General features: G+C 56.9%; 22 protein-coding genes, 1 tRNA gene and 1 other RNA gene. 11 read left to right on the forward strand and 13 right to left on the reverse strand.

What is annotated here, in order from left to right; all coding sequences use genetic code 11:
• Positions 1 to 18: 18 nt before the first annotated feature.
• Complete coding sequence (locus G538_RS0109215) at positions 19 to 1,293, reverse strand: aspartate kinase (RefSeq protein ID WP_029069101.1); 1,275 nt, start codon at positions 1,291 to 1,293, stop codon at positions 19 to 21.
• 197 nt (positions 1,294 to 1,490) lie between these two features.
• Here G538_RS0109215 and G538_RS0109220 point away from each other — a divergent pair, with 197 nt between their 5' ends.
• Both G538_RS0109220 and G538_RS0109225 read left to right on the forward strand, forming a co-directional pair.
• Positions 1,491 to 2,414 (forward strand): ABC transporter ATP-binding protein, encoded by a 924-nt coding sequence (locus tag G538_RS0109220; protein ID WP_029069102.1) that lies wholly within the window; start codon positions 1,491 to 1,493, stop codon positions 2,412 to 2,414.
• Complete coding sequence (locus G538_RS0109225) at positions 2,411 to 3,541, forward strand: ABC transporter permease (RefSeq protein WP_029069103.1); 1,131 nt, start codon at positions 2,411 to 2,413, stop codon at positions 3,539 to 3,541. Before G538_RS0109220 ends, G538_RS0109225 begins: the two co-directional genes overlap by 4 nt.
• A gap of 98 nt (positions 3,542 to 3,639) precedes the next feature.
• On the opposite strand, the gene G538_RS0109230 is transcribed toward G538_RS0109225, so the two are convergent.
• The 7 genes from G538_RS0109230 to ffs form a co-directional block, all read right to left on the reverse strand.
• Complete coding sequence (locus G538_RS0109230; protein WP_029069104.1) at positions 3,640 to 4,260, reverse strand: DUF5063 domain-containing protein; 621 nt, start codon at positions 4,258 to 4,260, stop codon at positions 3,640 to 3,642.
• A gap of 15 nt (positions 4,261 to 4,275) precedes the next feature.
• Complete coding sequence (recR, locus tag G538_RS0109235) at positions 4,276 to 4,875, reverse strand: recombination mediator RecR (RefSeq protein ID WP_029069105.1); 600 nt, start codon at positions 4,873 to 4,875, stop codon at positions 4,276 to 4,278.
• Positions 4,876 to 4,929: 54 nt separating this feature from the next.
• Complete coding sequence (locus G538_RS0109240; RefSeq protein ID WP_029069106.1) at positions 4,930 to 7,782, reverse strand: DNA polymerase III subunit gamma and tau; 2,853 nt, start codon at positions 7,780 to 7,782, stop codon at positions 4,930 to 4,932.
• A 97-nt stretch (positions 7,783 to 7,879) separates the two neighbouring features.
• Positions 7,880 to 8,560, reverse strand: a complete 681-nt coding sequence (locus G538_RS0109245; protein WP_029069107.1) for a methionine ABC transporter permease — start codon at positions 8,558 to 8,560, stop codon at positions 7,880 to 7,882.
• Positions 8,557 to 9,654, reverse strand: coding sequence for a methionine ABC transporter ATP-binding protein (locus G538_RS0109250; RefSeq protein WP_029069108.1), 1,098 nt, complete (start codon positions 9,652 to 9,654; stop codon positions 8,557 to 8,559). Before G538_RS0109250 ends, G538_RS0109245 begins: the two co-directional genes overlap by 4 nt.
• 137 nt (positions 9,655 to 9,791) lie before the next feature.
• A complete protein-coding gene (locus G538_RS0109255; protein WP_029069109.1) occupies positions 9,792 to 10,694 on the reverse strand; it encodes a MetQ/NlpA family ABC transporter substrate-binding protein in 903 nt (300 codons plus the stop codon).
• 684 nt (positions 10,695 to 11,378) lie between these two features.
• Positions 11,379 to 11,474: signal recognition particle sRNA small type (gene ffs, locus G538_RS17765), an RNA gene on the reverse strand.
• Between the two features lie 194 nt (positions 11,475 to 11,668).
• On the opposite strand from ffs, the gene G538_RS0109265 reads away from it, so the two are divergent.
• Positions 11,669 to 11,757 (forward strand) — tRNA-Ser (locus G538_RS0109265).
• 158 nt (positions 11,758 to 11,915) lie between these two features.
• Here the strand turns inward: G538_RS0109265 and G538_RS0109270 are convergent.
• Positions 11,916 to 12,446 (reverse strand): ClbS/DfsB family four-helix bundle protein, encoded by a 531-nt coding sequence (locus tag G538_RS0109270; RefSeq protein WP_029069110.1) that lies wholly within the window; start codon positions 12,444 to 12,446, stop codon positions 11,916 to 11,918.
• 351 nt (positions 12,447 to 12,797) lie between these two features.
• Between G538_RS0109270 and G538_RS0109275 the strand changes: the two genes are divergently transcribed.
• From G538_RS0109275 to G538_RS15985, 6 genes are all read left to right on the forward strand, one after another.
• On the forward strand, positions 12,798 to 13,058 hold the full coding sequence (locus tag G538_RS0109275; RefSeq protein ID WP_157544398.1) for a hypothetical protein: 261 nt from the start codon (positions 12,798 to 12,800) through the stop codon (positions 13,056 to 13,058).
• Between the two features lie 84 nt (positions 13,059 to 13,142).
• Positions 13,143 to 13,661 carry a hypothetical protein gene (locus G538_RS0109280; RefSeq protein WP_029069112.1) on the forward strand — a complete coding sequence of 173 codons (519 nt, stop codon included), beginning with the start codon at positions 13,143 to 13,145 and terminating at the stop codon, positions 13,659 to 13,661.
• Positions 13,662 to 13,665: 4 nt separating this feature from the next.
• Complete coding sequence (locus G538_RS0109285) at positions 13,666 to 14,343, forward strand: alpha-ketoglutarate-dependent dioxygenase AlkB family protein (RefSeq protein ID WP_035833911.1); 678 nt, start codon at positions 13,666 to 13,668, stop codon at positions 14,341 to 14,343.
• 254 nt (positions 14,344 to 14,597) lie between these two features.
• Positions 14,598 to 15,629 (forward strand): alcohol dehydrogenase AdhP, encoded by a 1,032-nt coding sequence (gene adhP, locus G538_RS0109295; RefSeq protein ID WP_245566832.1) that lies wholly within the window; start codon positions 14,598 to 14,600, stop codon positions 15,627 to 15,629.
• Between the two features lie 126 nt (positions 15,630 to 15,755).
• A complete protein-coding gene (locus tag G538_RS0109300; RefSeq protein WP_029069116.1) occupies positions 15,756 to 16,049 on the forward strand; it encodes a type II toxin-antitoxin system VapB family antitoxin in 294 nt (97 codons plus the stop codon).
• A 151-nt stretch (positions 16,050 to 16,200) separates the two neighbouring features.
• Positions 16,201 to 16,869 (forward strand): LytR C-terminal domain-containing protein, encoded by a 669-nt coding sequence (locus G538_RS15985; RefSeq protein WP_051196838.1) that lies wholly within the window; start codon positions 16,201 to 16,203, stop codon positions 16,867 to 16,869.
• Positions 16,870 to 16,962: 93 nt separating this feature from the next.
• On the opposite strand, the gene G538_RS0109310 is transcribed toward G538_RS15985, so the two are convergent.
• Entirely contained in the window at positions 16,963 to 18,345 is a 1,383-nt protein-coding gene (locus G538_RS0109310; RefSeq protein WP_029069117.1) for a uracil-xanthine permease family protein, read from the reverse strand.
• Positions 18,346 to 18,562: 217 nt separating this feature from the next.
• Between G538_RS0109310 and G538_RS18220 the strand changes: the two genes are divergently transcribed.
• Together G538_RS18220 and G538_RS17770 are read left to right on the forward strand one after the other, a co-directional pair.
• Positions 18,563 to 19,090, forward strand: coding sequence for a DUF4190 domain-containing protein (locus G538_RS18220; RefSeq protein ID WP_051196841.1), 528 nt, complete (start codon positions 18,563 to 18,565; stop codon positions 19,088 to 19,090).
• A 44-nt stretch (positions 19,091 to 19,134) separates the two neighbouring features.
• Entirely contained in the window at positions 19,135 to 19,641 is a 507-nt protein-coding gene (locus tag G538_RS17770) for a DUF4190 domain-containing protein (protein WP_084618263.1), read from the forward strand.
• 207 nt (positions 19,642 to 19,848) lie between these two features.
• Here the strand turns inward: G538_RS17770 and G538_RS15995 are convergent, their stop codons facing one another.
• The 3 genes from G538_RS15995 to G538_RS0109335 all read right to left on the reverse strand — a co-directional run bounded on the left by G538_RS15995 (position 19,849) and on the right by G538_RS0109335 (position 24,118).
• Positions 19,849 to 21,819 carry a glycosyl hydrolase gene (locus G538_RS15995; RefSeq protein ID WP_084618265.1) on the reverse strand — a complete coding sequence of 657 codons (1,971 nt, stop codon included), beginning with the start codon at positions 21,817 to 21,819 and terminating at the stop codon, positions 19,849 to 19,851.
• A gap of 78 nt (positions 21,820 to 21,897) precedes the next feature.
• On the reverse strand, positions 21,898 to 22,818 hold the full coding sequence (locus tag G538_RS0109330) for an LLM class F420-dependent oxidoreductase (RefSeq protein WP_029069119.1): 921 nt from the start codon (positions 22,816 to 22,818) through the stop codon (positions 21,898 to 21,900).
• Between the two features lie 37 nt (positions 22,819 to 22,855).
• Positions 22,856 to 24,118, reverse strand: a complete 1,263-nt coding sequence (locus G538_RS0109335) for a hypothetical protein (RefSeq protein ID WP_029069120.1) — start codon at positions 24,116 to 24,118, stop codon at positions 22,856 to 22,858.
• Positions 24,119 to 24,147 lie beyond the last annotated feature (29 nt).

Here is a 24,147-nt window from a genome sequence, read left to right on the forward strand (position 1 = left end):
GGTCATCACGAGAGAAAGTTAGCGGCCGGTACCAGCGTGGACAACAGCATCGCCCTCACCGTCAAGGTCGAAAGCACTGTGTACGGCGCGCACTGCGTCGTTGAGAGAGTCTTGGCGGGTCACCACAGAAATACGGATTTCTGAGGTAGAGATCATTTCAATGTTGATGCCCGCGTCACGTAGTGCCGCAAAGAGTTTCGCAGAGACACCAGGGCTGGACTTCATGCCCGCACCGATCAGGGACAGTTTGCCAATCTGGTCATCAAACTGCAGTGAAGCGAACCGAATCTCATCTTGGACGGCGCGCAAAGCAGCCAGTGCAGCTGGGCCATCAGCTTCAGGGAGAGTGAAGGAAATATCAGTCAACCCTGTTGCAGCGGCAGAAACGTTTTGCACAATCATGTCGATATTCGCTCCAGACAGTGCCACCACTTCGAAGATTCGTGCTGCAGTTCCAGGAACGTCAGGCACCCCAACGATCGTGATTTTCGCTTCAGAACGGTCATGGGCAACGCCGGTGATGATGGGGGCTTCCACAGTTTGAGCCTCTTCCGCTACAGGAATGTTCGTGACAAGGGTTCCGGTTTGCCCCGTGAAGGAGGACCGGACATGAATGGGAACGCTGTAGCGCCGCCCAAACTCAACGCACCGCAGCATGAGAACTTTGGCGCCACAGGCAGCCATCTCAAGCATTTCCTCATAGGTGATGCGGTCTACTTTGCGAGCTCGAGGAACAATCCTCGGGTCGGCGGTGAATACGCCGTCCACGTCGGTGTAGATTTCGCAGACATCTGCGTTGAGTCCTGCAGCGAGCGCAACGGCGGTGGTGTCTGAGCCGCCGCGTCCCAGTGTGGTCACGTCGTTTTGGTCGCGGTTGACGCCTTGGAACCCGGCGACAATCGCCACTGTTCCCTTGTCGAGGGTTTCGCGTACCCGTGATGGCACAACGTCAACGATCCTGGCGCGCCCGTATACGGCGTCGGTGATGACCCCTGCTTGTTGGCCAGTGAAAGATTTCGCTTTGACACCGAGATTGTTGATTGCCATGGCCAGCAGCGACATGGAGATACGTTCACCTGCGGTGAGCAGAATGTCCATTTCTCGTTGCGGCGGCATGGGGGTGACTTGTTGGGCCAGGTCGATGAGTTCGTCGGTAGTGTCTCCCATAGCGGAAACTACAACGACAACGTCATTGCCAGCTCTTTTTGCTTCGGCGACGCGTTTCGCGACCCGCTTGATGCTCTCAGCATCGGCGACGGATGACCCGCCGTATTTTTGGACTATTAACGCCACAATATGCTCCGTTACCCTCTCTGGTCCCGTCGATTTAAACGTCCACCAGTCAGTGTTTGGACTCCCATAGTAAAGGCCAGCTCCACCCTACCGGTACCCCAGACCGCATAATGGCGCGACCGCAGAGGGAGGCGGACACAATCAGTTCATCCTGTGGGTTGATTCGCTGACGTTGTGCGGCATCTAGGCTAATTGCTATGTCAGATGGTGATCTCTCAGTATCCGCGGATCGACTGAGCCGAGTGTTTGGTTCTTTCGTTGCGGTGGCTGACGCTTCGTTTACGGTTCCACGCGGCGGCGTGACCGCACTTATTGGCCCCAACGGTTCAGGTAAAACCACGTTGATGCTGATGCTTGCAGGTCTGTTGACCCCAACATCAGGGTCCATGAAGGTGTGTGGTTTTGACCCTGTTACCCAGAACTATCAGGTGCGCTCACGTGTTGGGTGGATGCCTGATCAGTTTGGGATGTGGGATTCATTGACGGCGCGTGAAGCGTTGACGATGACTGGTGCCACTTACCGGTTGTCTGCGGAGCATCGTGCTTTGCGGGCTAGTGAGCTTCTTGATCTTGTTCACCTCGTTGAGTTCGCTGATCAGCCGGCACACGTGTTGTCACGTGGGCAGAAACAACGGTTGGGGTTGGCCCGGGCGTTGATGCACTCACCGCAGATGCTCATTCTTGATGAGCCCGCTAATGGTCTTGATCCCCGGTCGCGTATCGAGTTGCGTGGCATTGTTCGCCAACTGGCAGACACCGGCACAACAGTGTTGATTTCTAGTCACGTGTTGGCGGAACTCGACGAAATGGTCGATGACGCCGTGTTCTTGTCGGCTGGTCGCACGGTTGCCCGTGAAACTGTTCGTGACGCACGGTTGTCTCGCTCCACATGGCATGTGCGGGCCATCGATAAGGACCCACTAGTCAATTGGCTTGAAGAGATCCACGTTCCTTTCGCTCTGGGAGCGGATAGTTCCGTTTCGGTCAATATCTCCGGTGAAGAAAACGCGGCGCGGTTTCTGCGTGACGCATTGGCACAGGACATCAGCATCGTAGAGTTCGCACCACGCGGCGGAGCACTTGAACAGACATACCTGCAGTTGAATGAGGAGCGTCGATGAGCACGGTAGAACAGGCAGATAGCCCTGAAACAACGATGCCGCGGCGTCTGACGTGGCATGGTGTGTACACCGTCGCGCAATTGGAATTGATCCAACGGCTGCGGTCATCTCGATGGAAGATCGTGTTGGCGTTGTGGTTTGTTGGGGTGGGCGTTATTTGCCTGCTCATCACCACCGCCACAACATCCATGACAACCACCACGTCCTCCAATATCGTCCCCACCGGCCAGTGGATCTTTGGGCTGAACGTCTACTTCATTTTGTTCATGGGCCTACTTGTCACCCCTTCGCTAGGATCAACCGCGATTAATGGCGACCGCAACGGTGGCACTCTCGCAATCCTGCAAGCTAGTTTGTTGTCCTCATGGGAAATCATTGTCGGAAAGTGGCTTGCAGGGTGGACCACCTCGCTTGCTTTCCTCGGCGCATCGATGCCCTACATTATTTGGTCACTGGCAGCGGGCGGGGTCGACATTCTCGACGTTGTCGTTGTTCTCGTGTTCATGATGTTTATCTTGGCTGTCGTGTGCGCGGTGAGCCTGTTTTGGTCAGCAAAGATGGTGAAAACCGCGACCTCAACACTGATGAGCTACTTCTCTGTAGCGCTCGTGTCGTTCATTTCCTTGTTGCTGTTTGGCTTGGGAACGCTCGTTTTCCAGCACACGGTCACTGACCGTCAGATGACACCATCAGCATATTCGCCCACCACTGGTGACCCGATTTCCTGTGAAGTCTCAACGGTGTACACCCAAGACTTCGGTATGAACTACCTGTGGCCGCTGCTAGCAGTAAACCCGTTTGTTCTTGTCGCTGACTCATCGCCACAACCAGTGGAGACACTAGCGGAAGAAACTGGTCCTCTTGCCGCCGTCCAGCTTGGCGTGCGCTACGCCCGCAGTAACCCTCAGGACCGGGACTGGGATCAGGCGTGGTGCAACGAGGATGGCACTGTCGTGTCGAGTGCTGAGCACTCTGCACGCATGGAAAACTACGGCGATATCGCTGGGCCAGTATGGCCATACGGTATCGCGCTGTACACAATTTTCGGCGGTTTGGCGCTCTTCGGAGCTGAACGTCGTATCCGCACACCGATTGCAACCCTCGCCAAGGGGGTGCGCATCGCCTAACACTGCGGCGGTGGGAGTCCAGGCCCACCGCCACCACACATCACGAAGGGGAGAACGCCGTCCAGGGCGTTCTCCCCTTCGTGTTACCAGACAACTTTTTAGTTCGGTGAGTGGGCCTCAACACTGTGTAGCGCATCGAACTGTGCTTCTTGGGCGACGTCATCAGGTACATCAAGGCGCACGTGCGTGAGGATCAACTGCAGCACCCGCAACACGCCCGATGCCCGCTCACCCCACGTGGACAGGTAGGAGAACTGCCACCACCACATAGCTTCAACTTGGTGCCCGGCGTCGTAGTGCTGCAACCCGTGAGCCAAGTTGTCCACAATCAGCGCAAGATCAGCGGAAACGTGAGACGTCTCAACGGTAGGCGCCACCAGTGGGTCTGCCACCTGAGCAAATGCGTCAATACCGTCGAAGATTCGAGCTAGTGCTTCACGCAATGGCTCAACATCCGAATCAGCGCCAGCATCAGGTTCAAAACGGTGCGGTGGAACAATATCGGTCATCGCACCTAACTGTGCACCAGCGTTCAACACATCCGACAACGCAAGTACCAGCAGCGAAATGGCGGAGTCTGGTTCACCACCCGATGCGACACCCACCACACTGGTCAAGAAGTTCCGCAAACTCGGCACCACCTGAGCTGCCACATCAGTGAGTTCCGAGGGCTGCGTTGATGCCAGGTGCGGTTCGTGTGCTGTGGGACGGTTCGTCATATGCTCGCCTTTGCGCTAGTTACCCATGAGTCGTCGGCCTTCAAACGCCCGGCCTAAAGTGACCTCGTCGGCGTACTCCAAGTCTCCCCCAACGGGTAGCCCTGATGCCAGTCGCGTGACACGAATCCCCATTGTCCCCAACAAGCGGGCTAGGTAAGTGGCGGTCGCCTCTCCTTCAACGTTTGGGTCCATTGCCAAAATAATCTCTTGCACAACACCGTCTGCAAGGCGGGTAAGGAGTTCCTTAATGCGCAGGTCATCTGGGCCAACGTTATCCATGGGGTTAATGGCGCCACCCAACACGTGATACTTGCCCCGGAACTCGCGGGTGCGTTCAATGGCCACAACGTCTTTGGCTTCTTCCACCACGCAAATCACCTCACCTGACCGGCGCGGGTCGCGGCAGATGCGGCAGTGTTCCTCCTCGGCGACGTTCCCACATTCAATGCAGAAACGTACTCGACGTTTCACTTCGCTCAGCGCATCAGACAGCCTACGGACGTCATCGGAGTCTGCCGCAAGAATGTGAAAAGCGATGCGTTGAGCACTTTTTGGCCCAACACCAGGGAGTCGACCAAGCTCGTCAATGAGGTCTTGTACTGCACCGTCGTACACAATGTCGCCTGTCGTCAGTGGGGGTAGTTACGTGAGAAGAGTAAGCGTGGGAGGTCAGCGACCCGTGTCAACGATTTCATCAATGACCACAGCACCGAGCCGCTTCATGAGCAGTGGCACACCAAATAGTGCGCTTGCTTCAAGGTCTTCATCATCAGGTTGCGGCTCATCATAGTCCACCACGGCACGTCGCTGCTGTTGCGCGGCATCACGCACGTCTTGCTCGCGTGCCCGTCGCTCAGCAGCCTGACGTGGGGTTTCCTCCCACGGTGGGACGCTCGATTCATCCACCGCTGGCGGTGCAGCAGCCCCACTCACTCCTCCAACACTTTGGGCAGGTGCTGCTGGCGCGTTGCTGTCCCGAGCATCGGGGGCGGTGTTTTGTCCTGCACTCAACCCGCTGCCCTCAGAGAGGCTCGTGGGGCTAGCAGAATCCGCGGATGGTGTGACCGTGTCTGCATGCTCCGTTGCCGGGGCGTGAGCCGTTGGCCGAACAGATTCCCCGCGAGTGCGTGGAACGTCGCGAACAACCTGCGCAGCTACTTGGCCAACCGTGTCCGGCAAGGACGGATTGTGCGCTGAGGTGAACGCAGCTGCCGCTGCACCGAACATGTTCACCGGCAACGGTGATGTTTCGGTAGCTGGTGGGGCGGGGGCAGGTACTGGTGACGGCGCTGTTACAGGTGACTGCTCAACCGGTGCGGCATGCTCTGCCGTGTCAGGAAAATCCGGCTCACCGGCATCCATTGGCGGTTCAGCAGGGAACTCTGTGTCTGCCCAACTGGTCGGGGCCGAGTGGGCGGATGCGGGCGAAGGTGAGGGTGTGGGCGTCGGTGTGGGGGCAGGCCGGTGCATCGGCATATCTGGCGCAGCCAACAACGGCGGCGCAGTAGGCGTAGGCTCTTGGCCAGCCACGTGGGCACTCACCCGTACTGGGGTGCCAAGTGCCTGCTGAAAAGCAGTAGCAACCATGGCATCTGCGCCACGGCCCACAAAGTTTTGCACTAACCCCGGTGAGGGGAACGACAGCATGACAGTGTCTGCTGTTATCCCAGAAATGGTGGCATGCTGGTTCGCCAAAGCCCACGCTGGCATGGACTGGCCGCGCAGAGTTTCCAACACTTGTGGCCACGCTGCACGCACCTGGTCAGGCTGAACACCCGACTGTGGTGCGGCCGGTTCACTAGTGACGGTTTGGGGCGCCGGCTGTGGTGCTGCCGGTTCCGTGACGGATGGTTGCGGCGCAGCGTGTTCACTGCGCACCTCACGATGATCGCGGCTATCAGAGACAGGCGTGGCAGGGGACGTCTGAGGTGGCTGCGGGGCCGGTGCCGTTTCCTGTGCGGTGAAGGCGGCAGCAGCAGCCCACGACGCGGCAGCCGCCAACGCGACGTCTTCTGATGTTTGCTCTGAACTGCTAGGTGAGCTCTGTGTTTGTACCGGTTGCGGCTCAGGTTTCGCGGCAACAACCTGTTCCGCTGGCACCTGTGCACTGCGGGTTTGAGGCTGCGTCTGAGGTTGAGGCTGCGTCTGAGGTTGAGGCTGCGTCTGGGGCTGATCCTGATCTGCCGCAGGGCGAGGGGTCCGTGTGGACTCAGGGCGCTTCACTGGGCGCGATGTTGCACCTGTGTGATCAGACGCTTGCGCAGTTGAGGGTGAGCTCTGAGGGTGGTCTTCCTGACGGTGCGAGTCGGGCGCTGCGGAATCACCGCTGTGCGCGCGCGCACCGCCACCCGAAGCAAGCGTGTGTTCAACCCGTTCAAGGCGTGCACCAAATGCGGCGCCGGTCGTTTGGGCAGCAGGCAAAAGCAGCCGCGCACACAGCAATTCGAGGTGCAAACGTGGGGATGTCGCACCACTCATCTCAGACAGTGCGCTGTTCACTGTATCGGCTGCGAACGTCAGTTGGGCTGCACCGAGGGTCTGTGCTTGGGCTGACATGCGGTCAAACTGATCTACCGGCACAGAGGGCAACACGGCGCGAGCACCATCTGGCGAAAGCGCCATGATGATGAGGTCACGAAGCCTTTCAAGCACATCTTCAACGAATCGGCGCGGCTCGTGACCGGTATTAATAACTTCTTCAACAACCCGAAACAGGTGGGCGCCATCATGCGCTGCGAGCGCATCCACAACGTCATCCAAGAGTGAAGCGGGTGTGTAGCCCAACAGGGCAACGGCGGAGTCATAGTTGATGGCCCCACCTTCGGCGCCAGCAATGAGTTGGTCAAGGACGGAGAGTGTGTCACGCACTGAGCCACCACCGGCGCGAACCACCAACGGCAGGACACCTTCGCCAGCCGCAATGCCCTCAGCGGAGCACAGTTGGGATAGGTAGGAGAGCATCGTCTCCGGGGCAACAAGTTTGAAGGGGTAGTGGTGGGTGCGTGAGCGGATTGTCCCGATGACTTTGTCGGGTTCCGTGGTGGCGAAGATGAACTTGAGGTACGGGGGTGGTTCTTCAACAATTTTGAGGAGCGCGTTGAACCCTTGGGCGGTGACCATGTGCGCTTCATCGAGAATGAAGATTTTGAACCGGTCACGTGAAGGGCTGAATGTGGCGCGTTCGCGCAGTTCTCGGGCGTCATCGACACCACCGTGTGACGCCGCGTCAATTTCGACAACATCGAGTGAACCTGAGCCGCCGCGTGCGAGTTCTTGGCATGAGGGGCACTGGCCGCAGGGGGTGTCTTGGGGGTCTTCTTCGGTGTTGCGAGCGCAGTTGAGGATGCGGGCGAGAACGCGTGCGGAGGTTGTTTTTCCGCAGCCGCGTGGGCCGGAGAACAGGTAGGCGTGGTTCACACGGTTGGAGCGTAGGGCTTGCATGAGCGGAGCAGTGACATGCTCCTGACCGATCATGTCAGCGAACGTGTCAGGGCGGTAACGGCGGTACAGTGCGGTGCTCACACAGCAACCTTAGTGGAACCCACCGACTCGTGGAACACGCCCCGCCTATGACGAATGCACCTCACAACAGTGTTGTGAGGTGCATTCGGGTGGGTGCTTACCGGCGCATCGCTTTGCGAGCGAGGAAGTTCCCGAGGAACTGCGCTGCCTGCACGATAATGATGATCACGATCACCGTGACGAATGTGATTTCCCAGTTGAAGCGCGCGTAGCCTTGGCGGAGCGCGAACTCACCCAGACCTTGACCGCCGATCGCACCAACCATGGCTGACATGTCAACAACACCAATGAACAAGAAGGTGTAGGCAAGGATCAGTGGGCCGAGTGCTTCTGGGATCACCACGGACCAGATCACCCGGAACTTTGATGCCCCCATTGCCCGTGCCGCCTCAATAACTCCAGGGTCAAGGGCCACCAGGTTTTGCTCAACGAGCCGCGCAAAGGCGAACGCCGCCATGAACGTGATGGCGAAGGCTGCGGCTGTTGGCCCCAGGGTTGTTCCAACGACGGCGCGAGTCAGTGGGCCGATCGCAGTCACAAAGATGATGAAGGGGATGGGGCGAACGATGTTGATCAGGATGTTCAGGACAGTGAATACTGCACGGTTTTGCAGGAGGTTACCTGGCCGGGTGAGGTAAAGCAGGAGACCCATCAAGAGGCCTGCGAAACCACCAATGAGCATTCCCACACCCACCATGTACATGGTGGTGCCCATTTGTTTCCACAGTTCTGGTCCCATCACTGACCAGTCCGTTGCGGTGAACAATGCTGCGCTCATTTGCCTTCCTCCACAACGTCGGTGAGGTCTGCGTGACCAAAGCCATCAAGCGGCGCATCAGCGGTCCCAAGATCAACCACGTGGGTGTAAGTACCCAATTCTGTGATGAACCGTGCGATTGCGTCCGGTTCACCATCAAGGCCCCACGTCAAGGAGCCGAAGGGGCGTTCTTTCACTTCAGAGATGCCACCATAAATGATGCCGCCGCGCACCCCATGCCGGTTGAGTAGGTCGGTGATGCGTTCCCCTTGGCCGCCGTCTTCGTGAACGTACACGGTGATGAGGTGTTCTTTGTGGCGGTGGCGCAGGCGGGCTAACACGTCTGGGTCCGGCCGGTCTTTAATGGCGGAGGACACAAACCGGCGGGTCGCTCGATGCCCTGGGTGGGAGAACACCTGATAAACGTCACCAAGTTCTACCACCTTGCCATGTTCCATGACAGCCACACGGTCACAGATCGCCTTGACCACTTCCATTTCGTGGGTGATCACAATAACTGTGATGCCTAGTTCCTCATTGACCCGGCGCAACAGGCCAAGAACATCAGCAGTTGTTTCTGGGTCTAACGCTGATGTGGCCTCGTCGGCAAGGAGAATCTTGGGGCTCGTAGCAAGCGCCCGGGCAATACCCACGCGTTGCTTTTGTCCCCCTGATAGTTGGGAGGGGAAAGCTTTCGCTTTGTCAGACAATCCCACAAATTCGAGGAGTTCAGCTACCCTGCGGCGGCGTTCGGTGCGGTCAACACCAGCAACCTCTAGCGGGTAAGCCACATTCGCTGCCACCGTGCGCGATTGCAACAGATTGAACTGTTGAAAAATCATCCCAATCTCAAGGCGCAACGTGCGTAACGCACTCTCTTTCAAAGAAGAAACATCATGCCCGTTGACGATCACCTTCCCGCCCGTAGCCGGTTCAAGAGCATTCACCATGCGCACCAGGGTTGATTTGCCCGCACCTGAATACCCAATGACACCAAACACCTCACCGGTATTCACGGTGAGAGTGACATCATCAACGGCTTTGACGGTGTTTTTCTTTGCAATGAAATGTTTTTCCGCGTTGATGAACTCAACAATCGGCGCACTATTACTCATAAGTTTCCTGTTCGGCACTGAGGGTCTCTCCTGCCATGGTGACACTTTGCACACACAATGCAACTGCCCGATGCTTGTGGTGCGTTGGATATCAACGCACCACAAGCATCGGGCTAGTCACCAGTCAGATGCTGGAATTACTTGGACGCTTCGAAGTCAGACTGAATGTCCTGGAGGTAACCCTCCAAGGTTGCGCCATCCTGGTCAGCAATTGCAGCCGTACCACCGGAAGCCTCAATGACACCCTGTTGAACATCGTCGCTCTTGTAAATCTCAACGAGCTTGGCGTATACGTCGCTGTCTTTCTCATCAGCGCGTGACGCCCAAATGTTGATGTACGGGCGGGCAGCGTCAGAGGTCGCGTCATCAGCGAAAATAGCGTCATCCGATTCCAAGCCAGCGTCAGCGAGGAAGTCATTGTTCACAACAGAAGCTTCAACGTCAGGCAACGCGAGAACTGTTTGAGTAGCGTCAACCGGAGTGACAGTGACCTTTGAGGTGGGGAGCACATCGAGTTCGGTGGAGAACGCTGAGCCACCATCCTTCAACTCCACCAGACCAGCGTCTTGGAGGACCAGAAGCGCACGGGCAAGGTTGGTGGGGTCGTTAGGTACCGCAACCTCACCGCTTTCAATGGAGTCAATGGAATCATGCTTCTGGGAGTAGACCCCCAGCGGGTACACGGCGGTTGCAGCAATAGGGACAAGTTCTTCCCCAGCCTCAACGTTGAACTGTGCGAGGAACAACAAGTGCTGGAACTGGTTCAGGTCAATCTCACCGTCAGCAAGTGCACGGTTAGGGATTTGGTAGTCAGCAAGGTCCGTGACCTCAACAAAAATGCCCTCAGCTTCAGCTGCCTGCTCGAAAGTTGTCCAGTAGTCGTCACGCTTGACAACACCAATTTTGACGGGGTTCCCCTCGGAACCCTTGTCAGCTCCACCGTCAGCTTCCGTGTCAGAACCGCAAGCGGCGAGCGACAAAGTGAGGGCGGCAACTGCAGCGGCGGCAGCGAATGATTTGCGAATGGACGTACGTGACATGTTGTCTCTCCATGAGTGAAGCAGGTATGACCTGCTGCGAGCAGCGACCGGGCGGATTGCGCCGGGTAGTGGCCGAGGCTCTGGCGGAACGTTGAATGGCTTACCAGCCATGCGGCAGACGGTCCCGGTTGGTTCTTCGCTCGAGAACAGTGGTGAACCACTGGGTGAGGAACCGGGGCGACTGTCGGCTTAGGTACTGCGACCTGACAGTGCGAACTTTGTGCAGATCAGTGAATGCTTATCGGATGCTTGGCCCGATTCGGGTGCGGTTCGAAGACCGAACACACCCCTACAGCATGCAGGAAACGCGCATCATGCGCATGCGACAGCACACTGCGGCTGGCATCATGATGCCGTGCGCTTGGCGTGTGTACTGTGCGGTGAACATGAGTTAATGATGAACCTCTGAAGGAGAAATCCGCCAGCACCCAGGCGATAGTCTCGCATTGCGAGACTCAGTGTCGGGTATTTAACCCTACTTATCGGCTTATTTAACCCATATAGCCGAGGTTTAGTCCCACAATACGGACGATGCGAGGTGGCTGCTTGCGTACCGCAGCGGAGGGAACAGGACACCGGGAAGATCCTCAGGCGGAAAGATTCGCCTAGGCACCAGGCGATGAGACAAAGCAGAATGTTGGCATGTATCGCGGGGACGCGCATCGGGCATCAACCTGCGGGCACAAAAAAGACCCCACGCGCACCCGCCAGAGCTTACCTGCCCTTGCTGCCTTCCGGCCCTGGGGGAGTTCAGTAAGATGACGCCACGCGGGGGTCGGCTTTCAGTGTAGCCCAGATGAGACACGTGGTGAAATCCGCAGCCTGCACCGGCCCCGCACCACACCAGATTGCTCACTGTTGTGACCTTCGCCGCTCTGGCCGGGGACGATTCGGATTTCCTGAAATTCTCCGGTAGTCTGTTGGGGCTGGCAACTGCTCCTGAGGCTGCTGTCAGTGTCTACATCTGTAGATGTGGAGGATTCGCCTAGTGGCCTATGGCGCACGCTTGGAAAGCGTGTTGGGTTAACAGCCCTCAGGGGTTCGAATCCCCTATCCTCCGCCATGAATAAACAGAAGAACCCTCGAGAAATCGGGGGTTCTTCTGTTTATTCACCATCTGTGCAGTTTACGGAGGTATGTGAGAACACGAAGCCGCCGTAAACTGCGCTGCGCGGAGCTTGCCGCCACCCACAGGCTAAGCAGCGGCGGTGATGTTGTTATCTACCAGATTCCCGCTGAATATACGCGGTGGCGTTTTTTGAGTATCTTCGCGGCCCAGTCGTAGTGGCTTGATGTTGCTGACACACAATAGCTCCCAAGCGATGTTGTCCCCGTCCACGGGTAGAACCTTTTGGTGAACAGCTCTTCGTCCGTGAAGTCGTTCACCACTGCCATCACGGTCTTGTGGCTTTGCTCCAGCTCACTTTGGGCAACATTGAGTGGCGTGCTCTGATGTTTTTTCCACAGCGCACGGTTCATGTCGCCATAGGTTTTCCACGTGTAGGGCTCTGGGAGAAAAGGCTCGGCTTTTCCCGTAGTGCCCTTGTCAGTGTTCGCAGCGATCCAGTTCACTAGTAGGTGATGCCACTCAATGAGGTGCACCAAGACATCGCGGACACACCGATCACGCCCCTCGCTAAGAAATTCCGCGTGCAGTTCCTCCGCACTCATTGCATCAATAAGCGAGGACAGGGCAGCGTACTGTTCAGTTGCTGCGGAAAGGAGTTGTGACTTCGTTGTCGGTCGCGGCACTTTCTCACTGTAGGCACCTCACACGGACAACCTGTAGGCCCACCGTCCCGTTCACCAAGCGACTTACCCCAAGCAGCAACACTAAACGACATGCGCAGGTGTTTATGAAACGCCTGATCAGAGTCAACGCTCTACCATAGAACAAACAATTTTCGCACTTCGCATGAGCTGAGAGAATCATCGATGCCTGACACAACAAATAATCGCCTACGAAGGGGTCGTTTCTGGGCACTGGTTTTACTCGCTGCCTGCGGGAGCTGCCAAGTAACAGTGCGCCACATTTTCCCGCTCTTCGGGGAAGATTCAGTAAGCCGAACACTTGCTATCACAGGCATCTGCATACTTGGGATGATGCTCTATTTCGCTATCACGAACGCAGCGACAATAGATCTCTACGTCATTCTTTTTGTGATCATCTTTGGTGCAAATATTGCGACAGCACTCACCTATCTGAGCCCTGCAACTACCAACACCCCCTGGGACTATTTCGCATTGTGCATCGCTCCCCTGGTTATCGGCGTGGCTTCGTTGGTACAACCCACAGCGAATTTCGCAGTAACACCGCCTACCAAAGTTCAACTCCCCACAGGCTCACAGCACGAGCACCAATAGGGCACACGTCCCGTTCACCAAGCGCCCCGCCCCACCAACTCATAGGCTGGAGGGATCACCCGCACACAACAGGACGAGGACGCCATGAGCCGACAGGAAAACACCGTCAAACGCATCGACCATGACTCCTACGCAAACTACCTCAACCAGCATTTCTTAGGGTCAGAGGCCGGTTTGAGAGCTTTCAAAGCCGCGGTCCGCACATGGAAAGACACCCCACAGGAGAAGAAACTCAAGTCGCTGGTTCGCCAAGTGAACGCCGACCGTTCCGATCTGAAGAGGATTCTTCGAGACCTTGGGTACAAACAAAAGGGCTTTAAACGTGCTCTCACCGGGGTGGCTAGACTCGCTGGACACCTGAACCCAGTCAATCTGTTTCGCCTGCAACGGTCGAGTGTTGGCCAACTCGAACTCGATATCCTGACGGGAATGTTGCGCGCGAAACTCGCCATGTGGCAAACCCTCGAGATGGTCGCAGAATACGACGATCGACTCGATAAGAAGCTCCTTGCGGATTTAAGGCACCGTGCTGAATCACAGATGAAACAGGTTGTCGCCATCATTGATGAAACGTGGGACGCCCGGTTCTTCGAGCAACCCTGAACCCATGCTTTTCACTGACGCGGACCTGCCCCGCTCTCCAGAGCAAGTTGCACCAGGGGCGATGTGGTTACCCGGTTGGTTAACACGTGATCAGCAGGCGTGGCTTGCCCGGCAGTTCCACATGTGGGCTGCTGGGCCGGTCCCGCCACGCTCAGCAAAGGTGCGTAGGCATGAGATGAGCGTGACCACCGTGTGTTTAGGGTGGCATTGGCGCCCCTACGCGTATTCGCGCGACGCGGTAGACGTTAATGGTCGTCGGGTTCTTGATTTCCCTGACTGGATGGTTCGTCTTGGGCGGCGCATCCTGTTTGATGCCACAGGAGATGCACAACAAGCGGAAACTTACACACCTGATACTGCTCTGGTGAACTTTTACGATGCCACAGCCAAGATGGGCATGCACCAGGACCGTGATGAGATCTCCCGTGACCCTGTCGTTTCATTATCAATTGGTGACACCTGCACGTTCAGGTTCGGGAACACTGAAAATCGCAACCGACCGTACCGGGATATCGCGTTGGCATCGGGTGATGCTTTTGTTTTTGGTGGAGAATCCCGCCTCGCCTTTCACGGCGTTCAACGCATTCACCCTGGCACAGCCCCTGACGGGTGCGGCCTGCCGCAAGGGCGCATCAACATCACGATGCGTGTAACTGGGCTAGAAACCGGCCAGCCTCTGTGAGGCGCGCTTTCTTGTTTTCAAGGAATTTAACCCTCCTTCACTGACTTTTGTCCTGACATGAAGGGCGCATCTGTCCGTAGTGTGGAGTATGTGGGATCAGCAAAATTGTCTCGCGTGGCGGTGGGAACGCAAGTGACGACGGAGTCAGCTTTGCGCGCCGCCTGAACAGGGTGGAGACCCCACTCTGTGCGCTGGAGTGAGTTGAGCATCCGGTCGCACGACCCTCGCAGCGCGAGTTGTTTAGGGGGATTGTCATGAGTGATCTCATGAAAGCAGCAGTCGTTGAATCGTTCTCGCAGGACCTTCGCATAGAGAAGGTTCCTGTTCCCACTCCAGGCCCTTTCGAGGCCTTGGTTCGCGTGGAGTTTTCGGGAGTGTGTCACACCGATTTGCACGCAGCTCGCGGCGATTGGCCAGTCCAACCATCGCTTCCTTTTGTGCCCGGCCATGAGGGTGCTGGAACTGTGGTGGCTGTTGGTGATCGCGTCACGCGCGTGCATGTTGGGCAAAAGGTAGGTAACGCTTGGCTAGCGGCCGCCTGTGGTGAGTGTGACTTTTGCGAGTCAGGGTGGGAGACGTTGTGCCCGCAGCAACAGAATTCTGGTTACTCCTTGAATGGGTCGTTTGGGGAGTTCATGCTTGTTGATTCGCGTTACTGCCCCATCATCCCCGAGGGCGTTGACCTCGCTTCTGTGGCTCCTGTGTTGTGTGCGGGAGTGACCGTGTACAAGGGCTTGAAGCGTACTGACACCAAGCCAGGAGACTGGGTGTTGATCTCAGGTATAGGCGGGTTGGGGCATATTGCTGTGCAGTACGCAGTGGCAATGGGCCGCCAAGTGGCGGCCGTTGACGTGGACGATGCGAAACTCGCGTTGGCACAACGCCATGGCGCTGCGGTGGTGGTGAATGCCAGAGAGGTATCTGATCCGGCGGCACGTTTGCAGGAACTCACTGGTGGTGGCGTTCATGGGGCGTTGGTGACTGCTGTGAACGGGCATGCTTTCCCCCAAGCGGTCGGGGCACTGCGCCGCGGTGGGACTGTTGTCTTGGTTGGCCTGCCACCTGAGCAGTTTCCCCTTGATATTTTCACTACCGTGTTGTTCGGTTTGACGGTACGTGGGTCGATCGTCGGTACCCGTCGGGATATGGCTGAGGCGTTAGATTTCTTCGCTCGCGGAAAGATTCACCCAACAATCACAACAAGACCATTGGCTGACATCAACGACGTACTCCATGAGTTAGAAGAGGGCCGTGTTGATGGGCGAGTTGTGGTTCGCTGTGACTAGCAGGAGCGGAACGGCGCGGGGTTTCCCGCGCCGTTTTCGGGCTTCAGGCACACAATTTCACAGACCTTTCGACTTCTCCGCGTGAAATCCACGAAACAACCTGTCTGATTTGTCTACACTGTAGGCATGATTTTCAAGCGTGTCGGTGAAGGACGTCCATACCCAGACCATGGCCTGACCAGTACAAAGGATTGGTCTCAGATCGCCCCTCGACAGATTCGCCTGAACGAATTGGTGACAACCAAACGTACGCTCGATCTCGACAATCTCCTCACAGACGACTCAACGTTCTATGGGGACTTGTTCGCACATGTGGTGCAGTATGAGGGGACAATGTATTTGGAAGATGGGCTACACCGTGCAGTGCGAGCGGCTTTGCAGCAGCGAACCATCCTCCATGCACGCGTGTTAGAGCTGTGATCATCTGGACACAGTTCACCACACAGTCGGCCAATATGGCGCTAAATTTCCAGTACGCTGTAAGCGAGAGCCTTTTCGGCCGTCTGTGACGGCACAACGGCTTGCAACACATTAACTTTTCACGATTGTGGTCAAGGTGTCTCAGGAACAAATGAAACGTGCCCGCGCAATCCGGCGGCGGCGGATGCGCGAACGTCAAGCTCTGATTTTTGGTTCGCTCGTTGCGGCACTCGGAGTTGTCGGGTTGGGTGCGGTCGCGGTTTACACCAGCGACGCGACACTGCCGTTTGATAGTGGCTTTTCTTACGCGGAGAAACCAAAGGACGAGGTGTTCCCTACGGCTTGTTTGCCGGAGAACACTCTTCCTGTGAGTTACGCAAAGATCAAAGTCAACATTTACAACACCACTGACCGTCCCGGTTTAGCAACCGCTGTTCGCAACGATCTCAGCAAACGAGGCTTCGAGATCAAAGATGTCGGCAACAGCGACCAGCGCCGTGTCGGTAATGCCATCGTCTATGGTCACAAGGGTTTATCGCGAGCCTATACTCTCGCAGCTCATTTCCCTGACGCTGCGTTGATACTTGACGAACGCGATGATCGCAGCGTTGATGTCCTCGTTGGTGACAGCTTCAAAGCACTTGTGCCTGCGGAGAATGTTCCCCTTGAAGCCGAAACTCCAATGGTTGGGCGGCAAAACTGCACAGAGCTGTGGCAGTTGAGTGACGCCGTAGAACCTCCAGAGGATGCGGAAGATCCTGACGACCCCGATGGCACCCCATCGGATGAGTCCTCAGAGGAATCTAGCGAGGACGCTTAACACGCTTCCATAAGGCGAAAAAAGGGGGGATGCGGTAGAACCGCATCCCCCCTTTTTGGCACTTTAAGCCCGCCTGTTCGCAGTGAAGTGACGCTACTCTAGTTCGGTCCCTCCTGGAACTGACGCCGGAGAAGCAGGTTCTTGACTAGTCCCCCGCCACCGAGCAGTCAGTGTCATCACATGGAAGACCAAGATTGCCGCAGCACTACCCAGGGCGATGCCTTCAAAGGTGAGGTTACCGGGGTGCCAGGTAAAGTTTGCGATCCCGATAATGAGTGGAATAGCGGCCGATGTCAGGTTAATTGGGTTAGAGAAGTCGACCCGGTTTTGCATCCAGATTCGCACACCAAGCATCCCGATCATTCCGTACAGTAGCGTCGCCGCACCTCCGATAACACCGGGTGGAACGGTGGCGATTGCTGCACCAAATTTTGGGAAAAGCGACAGTAAGAGCGCCCCAATCGCTGCTATCCAATAGGCAGCTGTGGAGTACACACGGGTTGCAGCCATCACACCGATGTTCTCAGCATATGTTGTTGTCCCCGATCCGCCACCCGCTCCAGCAAGGGTTGTTGCCACACCGTCGGCGAAGAGCGCCCTCCCAGCAAGTGAGTCGAGGTTTTCCCCGGTCATTGCAGCGACGGACTTCACGTGGCCAATGTTCTCAGCCACCAAGACGAAGACAACGGGCAGGAACAAACCAAAAACAGCGATATCAAACTCTGGTGCTGTGAACTCTGGCAGTCCAATCCAAGCCGCGTCACTGATCGCTTGGTAGTCGACTTCACCTTGTAGTGCAGCAAAAACGTACCCAATCAGAACACCAAAGAGGATCGCCAAGCGTCCAATAAGCCCCTTGAAGAGCACAGTGATGAGCACAATTGATGCCAGTGTCACCAATGCGGTGAGTGGAGCGGCGAGGAACCCACCTGTCACAATTTCGGTGACCTGCCCAGCCTCATCAAGAACGACACGACCCTGCTCATCGGTGAGGAGTTGCGTGCTGGACCATGCTGCAGGTGCAAGGTTGAATCCGATGAGGGCAACAATGGTCCCCGTAACAACGGGAGGCATGAGCATTTCAATCCAACGCACGCCAGCAAAGTGGACAATGAGGCCCACAATGGCAAGCAATACACCGGTGACTAGGATGCCTCCGACAGCAACGCCGTGCCCACCGCTAGCAGTTGCAGCAAGGATGGGAGCGATGAACGCAAAACTTGACCCCAGGTAGCTGGGGAGCCTGTTCCCCGTGATGAGGAGGAAAACAATGGTCCCCACAGCTGAGAAGAACAGCGTTGTCGCTGGAGGGAAACCAGTAATAAGCGGAACCAGGAACGTTGCCCCGAACATGGCAATGATGTGTTGCAACCCGATCCCGATAGTTCGGGGCCACGTTAGGCGTTGATCAGGGGCAACGATGTCGCGGGGGCCTAGCGTGCGCCCATCCCCGAAGATTTTCCATCCGATTCTCACTGGCTGTCCTTACTCGTCAGATGCGTGTGGCTCTGCAAGCGCCTGACGGCCCAGAGCCTCGTCTAGGGTATGTGCGCATAACGGGAGGCAAGATGGGACACTCGGGTGCCATCTCAGCATACGAACAGGTCATGCGGTTAACGTGCTGCGAATTACGCTCGTCCGTTCACTCCAAGACGCGGTAAAATCACTGGACCACTCAACATGAGGAAATACCGTGACACAGCCAACGAACCCCTATGACGGGGCAACTTCAGGATCTGAATCCACCACGACAGGGCTCTCATTGACCCCCTACGGCGCGACGAGCTCACCGGATCCTTCACTTTCTTCCGGGGCATCCTACAACGTGGGGCACTCAACCCCCTACGAGCAGCAGGCGCCATATGGTCAACAGCCCTATGGGCAGCAAAGTTACAACCAGGCTCCGCAGAATGGCTCAATGTACCAGCAGTACTCTCATCCAGCCTCTCCCCAGCAAACCTCTGGGCTGGCAGTGGGGGCATTGATCAGCGGCATTTCCGCATGGACAGTCCTTCCCGTGTTCGGTGCTGTCGTGGCGATTATCCTTGGTCATTTGGCTCTATCAGACATCAAGAAATTCGACAAAGAAGGTCGTGGGCTTGCCATTGGTGGACTGGCGATGGGTTACGTGCAATTCGCGCTTGGTATCCTCTTCATCTTAATTATGATTCTTGGAGTCTTCGGGCCTATCTTCTGGGCTGTTTCTTCAAGCACCTACTGACGCATAATTGATCAGCACCACACCTCATCCTTAGGAGTTTCTCGATGTCCCAGAACAACCCGTACGCCCCGCAAGAAAACAACGGACAACAGCCCGCCAACCCCTACGGTGCGCCGCCAAGCACAGGTCAACCTGACCCAAGCGTGCAGCAAGGGCAAAATGGGCAGTTTGGTCAGCATCCCTACGAACAAAACTCTTACGGCCAGCAACAACCCTACGGCGGGGCACCTCACTACGCACAGCAGCAGTACACTCAACCCTACGGTGGGGCGCCGCAGGCAACTTCTGGGCTTGCCATCGCATCGTTGGCCAGTGGCATCGCCGGGTGGACAATCTTGCCGTTCATCGGCGCGATCGCTGCAATCATTCTTGGGCACATGGGCCTGGGTGACGTGAAAAAGAACAACAAGTCAGGCCGTGGTTTAGCCATTACTGGCCTCGTCCTCGGGTATGTGGGGCTCATCCTCACAATCCTTGCCATTGTCGGTCTGGTGGCCCTCATCCAGAATGACCCAACAATCTTTGAAGTCACCACCGACTCAACATTCTGATCTCTCGCTGAGAATCAGCACGTCGGGTTAGCCCTCGCGGCATCACGGTGATGGGGAAGTTGTGGCCACCTACCAAACCGGTAGGTGGCCACACTCATGTTCATGTACCTGTACAGGCACTAGGGCACTGTCGCGGGTTCACGACCAGTCGCACGGCGGGTTCACGACCAGTCGCACGGCGGGTTCACGACCAGTCGCACGGCGGGTTCACGACCAGTCGCAGTGGGTAGCGATCCATGCCAGCATGTAGGCGCGCGAGTTGCCGTCGTCGATTCGGTCGTCTGAGAGTTCTCGCGCTTTGTCCCACGCTCGTTGTGCATGGTCCGGGCCAGCTAGTGCGAGGTACATGAGCAGGAAGTCACCATAGGAGACGTCGTAGTCTTCATAGAACCCGACAACCTCTTCAAGATTGTCGAGAATCCGCCCTGGTTCTTTCGCAAGGTAGTGGCTCACCGGCGACATCGGAAGCACAAGAATCGCCAACAGCGCGGAGGGTTCCCCGCTGAACCAGGTCGCATAGTCGTGTTTTGCCCCCCACACCAGCGGCACAATGTTGTGCTGGTAGCCGCTGCGCACCTGGTCGCCGCGTTCGAAGTTTGTCCAGTAGGTGTTGGCTGAATGCGCTTCGAGGGATAGTAGCCAGGTTGCTAGTGCAGCAAGTTCATCATCCCCGGATACTGCCGCCCACAAGGCTAGTCCATTCCATGCATTGACTGCTTCAGAACTTGATTCTTGGTTGTTCCCCTCATCAAAGGGGGCTGTTCCAGAAGCCCATGAGTGACCTTTGTAGGTGTCGAAAACTCGCAGTGTTGGCAGAAGTTGAGATGTCGAGTGATGCGCAATGTCTGCAACGAGCGCATCGAGCACTGGGGTGAGTTCCGTGCGAAGCGCAGGATTACTGCGGGTCAACAACGCCGCAGCGTAGAGAAAATAGCCGTAGTGGAAGTGGTGGTCATTAAACTCGTCAGCACCAAAGGACGCTTCAACCCCAACGACTCCGCGCCATTGGTCATCGTAGACAAAAAACTTGTCATCGTAACGTTGAGCACCGTCTGGGTGCATCCACCGGAGAAGGTTGTTTTCAACCCGGGTGCGAAATTCTGGGGCGCCAATAATGTCTAGCTGTTCAGCAAGCATCAGGAGGTGGGCTTGACGGTACAGCGCCTTCCCAGCGAAATAGGTGTCACGTGGCGCTCGTGGGACGGTAGAAAGCTCTTGGGTTACTGCAACAACAAGTTCGTCGCGCACATGTTGGGGCAGGTTCCTCACATCAAGGTGGCCGCGCGCTTCGACGCGTGGTGTCGACCAACTAAAAACTTTCGCTGACGTCAGTGTCACGGTGCCAGCGACGGTGTGATATCCACCGAGTTGTTCGTCATTACAAGCCCCGTGGTGTGCCATGCGAATAACAGCGACCGGGCCGTTCTCGCGGGCGATGTACCGAATGGTGGTATGCACAAGGTCGCCGTCCACCGATGCGCTAACTTCGGTGCGTTGCACCGGGTATGCGGCGTGTTTCGCTAACCGGGTGATCATGTCTTCACGGGTTTTACCGTCAGGTAGATCTTGCGGGAACCCAATGAAGGTGACGTACTGCCCCGGTGTGAGCCGGATGGCTTGTGAGGCAAACGCCCCGGTTGTCACCAGGCCGTATTCTCGTCCTTCAACACGCGCTACGGCACAGTTTTCAAACTGCCAGGAAAATGGCTCTGACATCACGATGTCGTGCGCTACTTCAGCGGTGTAGCTCACGTAGGGCACACCTTGGGCAATGACCACTTTCCCCAGAACACGGCCTACCGCGTTCAGCATATCGATGGTGACGCTTGCTAAATCGCTGGAGGAAACGCGAAATGACGACGCACCGACATTGATATCGATGTCCGGTAACGCTGGCCCCGAAATAGTGTGCCTCGATGCGGTGACGCGCGGTAAGCCGAGGACAAACCCTTGCGCTGTCTGCATGTAGGACAACGGCATCGGGTAAATAGGGTGAGGAGAGTCAAAAACGAGGCCTGAGTACCAGCGGTTTGTGGGTGGTACGAGCCCTTTTGCCACATGCACCCAAGGCATTTCCTTGACGTTGCGTACCGGTAAGGCACTCACGGCATCTAAGCGCTCTGCCGTTCTCAGGGAAGGGGAAAAACCATGGAGATGAAAGGGCGTGTTGGCGCTCATGAACGTGACTCTATCGGGTTGGGCCTACCTAAGACCAACAGACGGGCCCAACCCTCACCATTTATGCACGAACGGTTCTCAGCTGATGTGCGGCATAACGTCAGCTGCAATCAACTCGAGGTGGTCGAGATCATGCAGATCAAGGATTTGCAGGTAGATTCGTGACGCTCCGGCTTGCTGGGCACGTTGAACAGCGGCAATCGCTTGGGGAACAGTGCCTGCGATGCCGTTGCGGCGTAATTCTTCTGGGTCTCGCCCAATCGCTGCAGCTCGGCGGGTGAATTCTTCTTCAGTACGGCCTACACAGGCAACAAACGCGGAGGAGTAAGTCAGTTCATCAGGGTTGCGGCCAATTTCTTCACAAGCACTACGGACCCGGTCGAAGGTGTTTTTTAGTTCTTCGAATTCGATGAATGGGGTGTTGAACTCTGTGGCGTACCGGGCGGCAAGGGCTGGTGTGCGCTTGGGGCCACCGCCACCAACGATGACGGGGATGCGGTCTTGGACTGGCTTGGGTAGCGCAGGAGAGTCAGTCAGCGTGTAGTGCTTGCCCTCGTGGTTGAAAGTTTGCCCTAGCGGGGTGTTCCACAGTCCTGTGATCACTGCGAGTTGCTCTTCGAGGATCCCAAAGCGGTGTTTTGGGAAGGGCACACCGTAGGCGGTGTGTTCCTGTTCGAACCACCCTGCGCCGAGCCCAAAGTCCACGCGGCCGCCGCTCATGTGGTCAACTTGCGCGACTTGAATAGCGAGGAGACCTGGGTGCCGGAACGTTGCGGAGGTCACCAGTGTTCCGAGCCGGATGCTGGTGGTTTCGCGGGCTAGGGCGCCCAGGGTCAGCCATGCGTCGGTGGGGCCGGGAAGGCCGTCGCCACCCATCGTGAGGTAGTGGTCAGACCGGAAGAAGGCGTCAAATCCGAGGCGCTCTGCGGTTTGTGCGACAGCAAGGAGGTCGTCGTAGGTTGCGCCTTGTTGTGGCTCGGTAAAGATACGGAAGTCCATCGTGCTCCTGTGAGTTGGCGGGTTGGTGGTGCAGCGACTATGGGCGTGGCGTGCGATAGCGGCGGTCGCGCCATGACCGTGGAGTCACCATGTCTGCGATATTCACGGCGATCAGTGCGGCACCGGCGATGGCTCGCAGTTTGTTGCCGCGCCGTGCGTGCCGCGCGGTCCACGCTGCGATCAGCCCAGTTTCGAGGGTGTTCAGGGCGTAGAACATCGGGGGGCGGGTTATCCAAGCACGCTGGAGGCGAGCTTGGGGGGTGTTTTCGGTGGGGAGGGTGGTCATGGAATGCCACATGGCAGTGAGCATCGACTCGGGTTCGATGAGGTCTGCACCGTGGAGGTCGTGGGGTTCACGCCACCCTTCGGCGACTTCAGCGGCTTCCTCCGGCAAACCAAGAACTCGCAGTATCCCTGTGAAGGGGTCGTCGTGGTTGTCGTCTTCGAGAATGTCGGTGAGTATCGACAACTGCGTGATGGTGAGGTCAAAGTGGTTGGCGAAATCGTCGGCGCTAGCTTGTGGTGGTTCAAAGTAGTCAAACACAAGGTCAGCGGAGTCGAGTTCTTCGTCTGGGAGAGCGTAGTCGTCAATGCTTCGTGGGTCGACATCCATCCACAGTGGACCAAACTCGTGGACTGCTAGGACCATTCCCCACCGCGCCAAAGTGATTCGCCGGGCGTGCCCTTGACGCTCCAGGGCGATGATGGGTGACAGCGAACCCCATGTCACGATTTCTTCGAGGTTGGCAGCAGGGTCGGAACCGGCAACAATACCGGTGCCTGCAGAATGCGCGAACCAGATAGCTGTTTTCGCGGTTGCGGCCAAAAGTGGTCCATCAGTGGAACCGAACGACCCAATGATCGCGCCGGACCGAACATTCACTGACACCCCTTCAATACTTTCTTGAGTGGTGTGCGTTGGCGGAGATGGCTCGGTAGAGACATGACACGCTGAATTCAGTTCGTGGGCTAGGTGCGCGGCGACGTCTTCAACGCCAATGGAGGGGTAGTGTCCATAGGCGGTGTTTTCGTCTGGCGCCCACCTGAGGAACCGGCCTTCGTCAGTTCCTAAGGTGCGTGCCAGAATCCACCCGGGACTCCCGGCATCAGCGCCGTCAATGATCTGGGCTGGTATGCCCAGCTCTAGCAGTGCTTCGCTGGCCTCATCAACGGATACCGGCTCTAGGTAGTCCACGGCATCGTCGGACGTCGGGGGTGTTTCCCTCGGGTCACGTGGCGCGATGGCAATGTACAGGGGGACGATGGTTTGGCTTGGAGCCTCGTGGTCAACCTCGAACATACCTCTTAGTCTTGCACCTTTTGGCGAAC

Origin of the sequence: Jonesia quinghaiensis DSM 15701 (genome assembly GCF_000423205.1) — a bacterium.
GTDB classification, from domain to species: Bacteria; Actinomycetota; Actinomycetes; order Actinomycetales; family Cellulomonadaceae; genus Jonesia; species Jonesia quinghaiensis.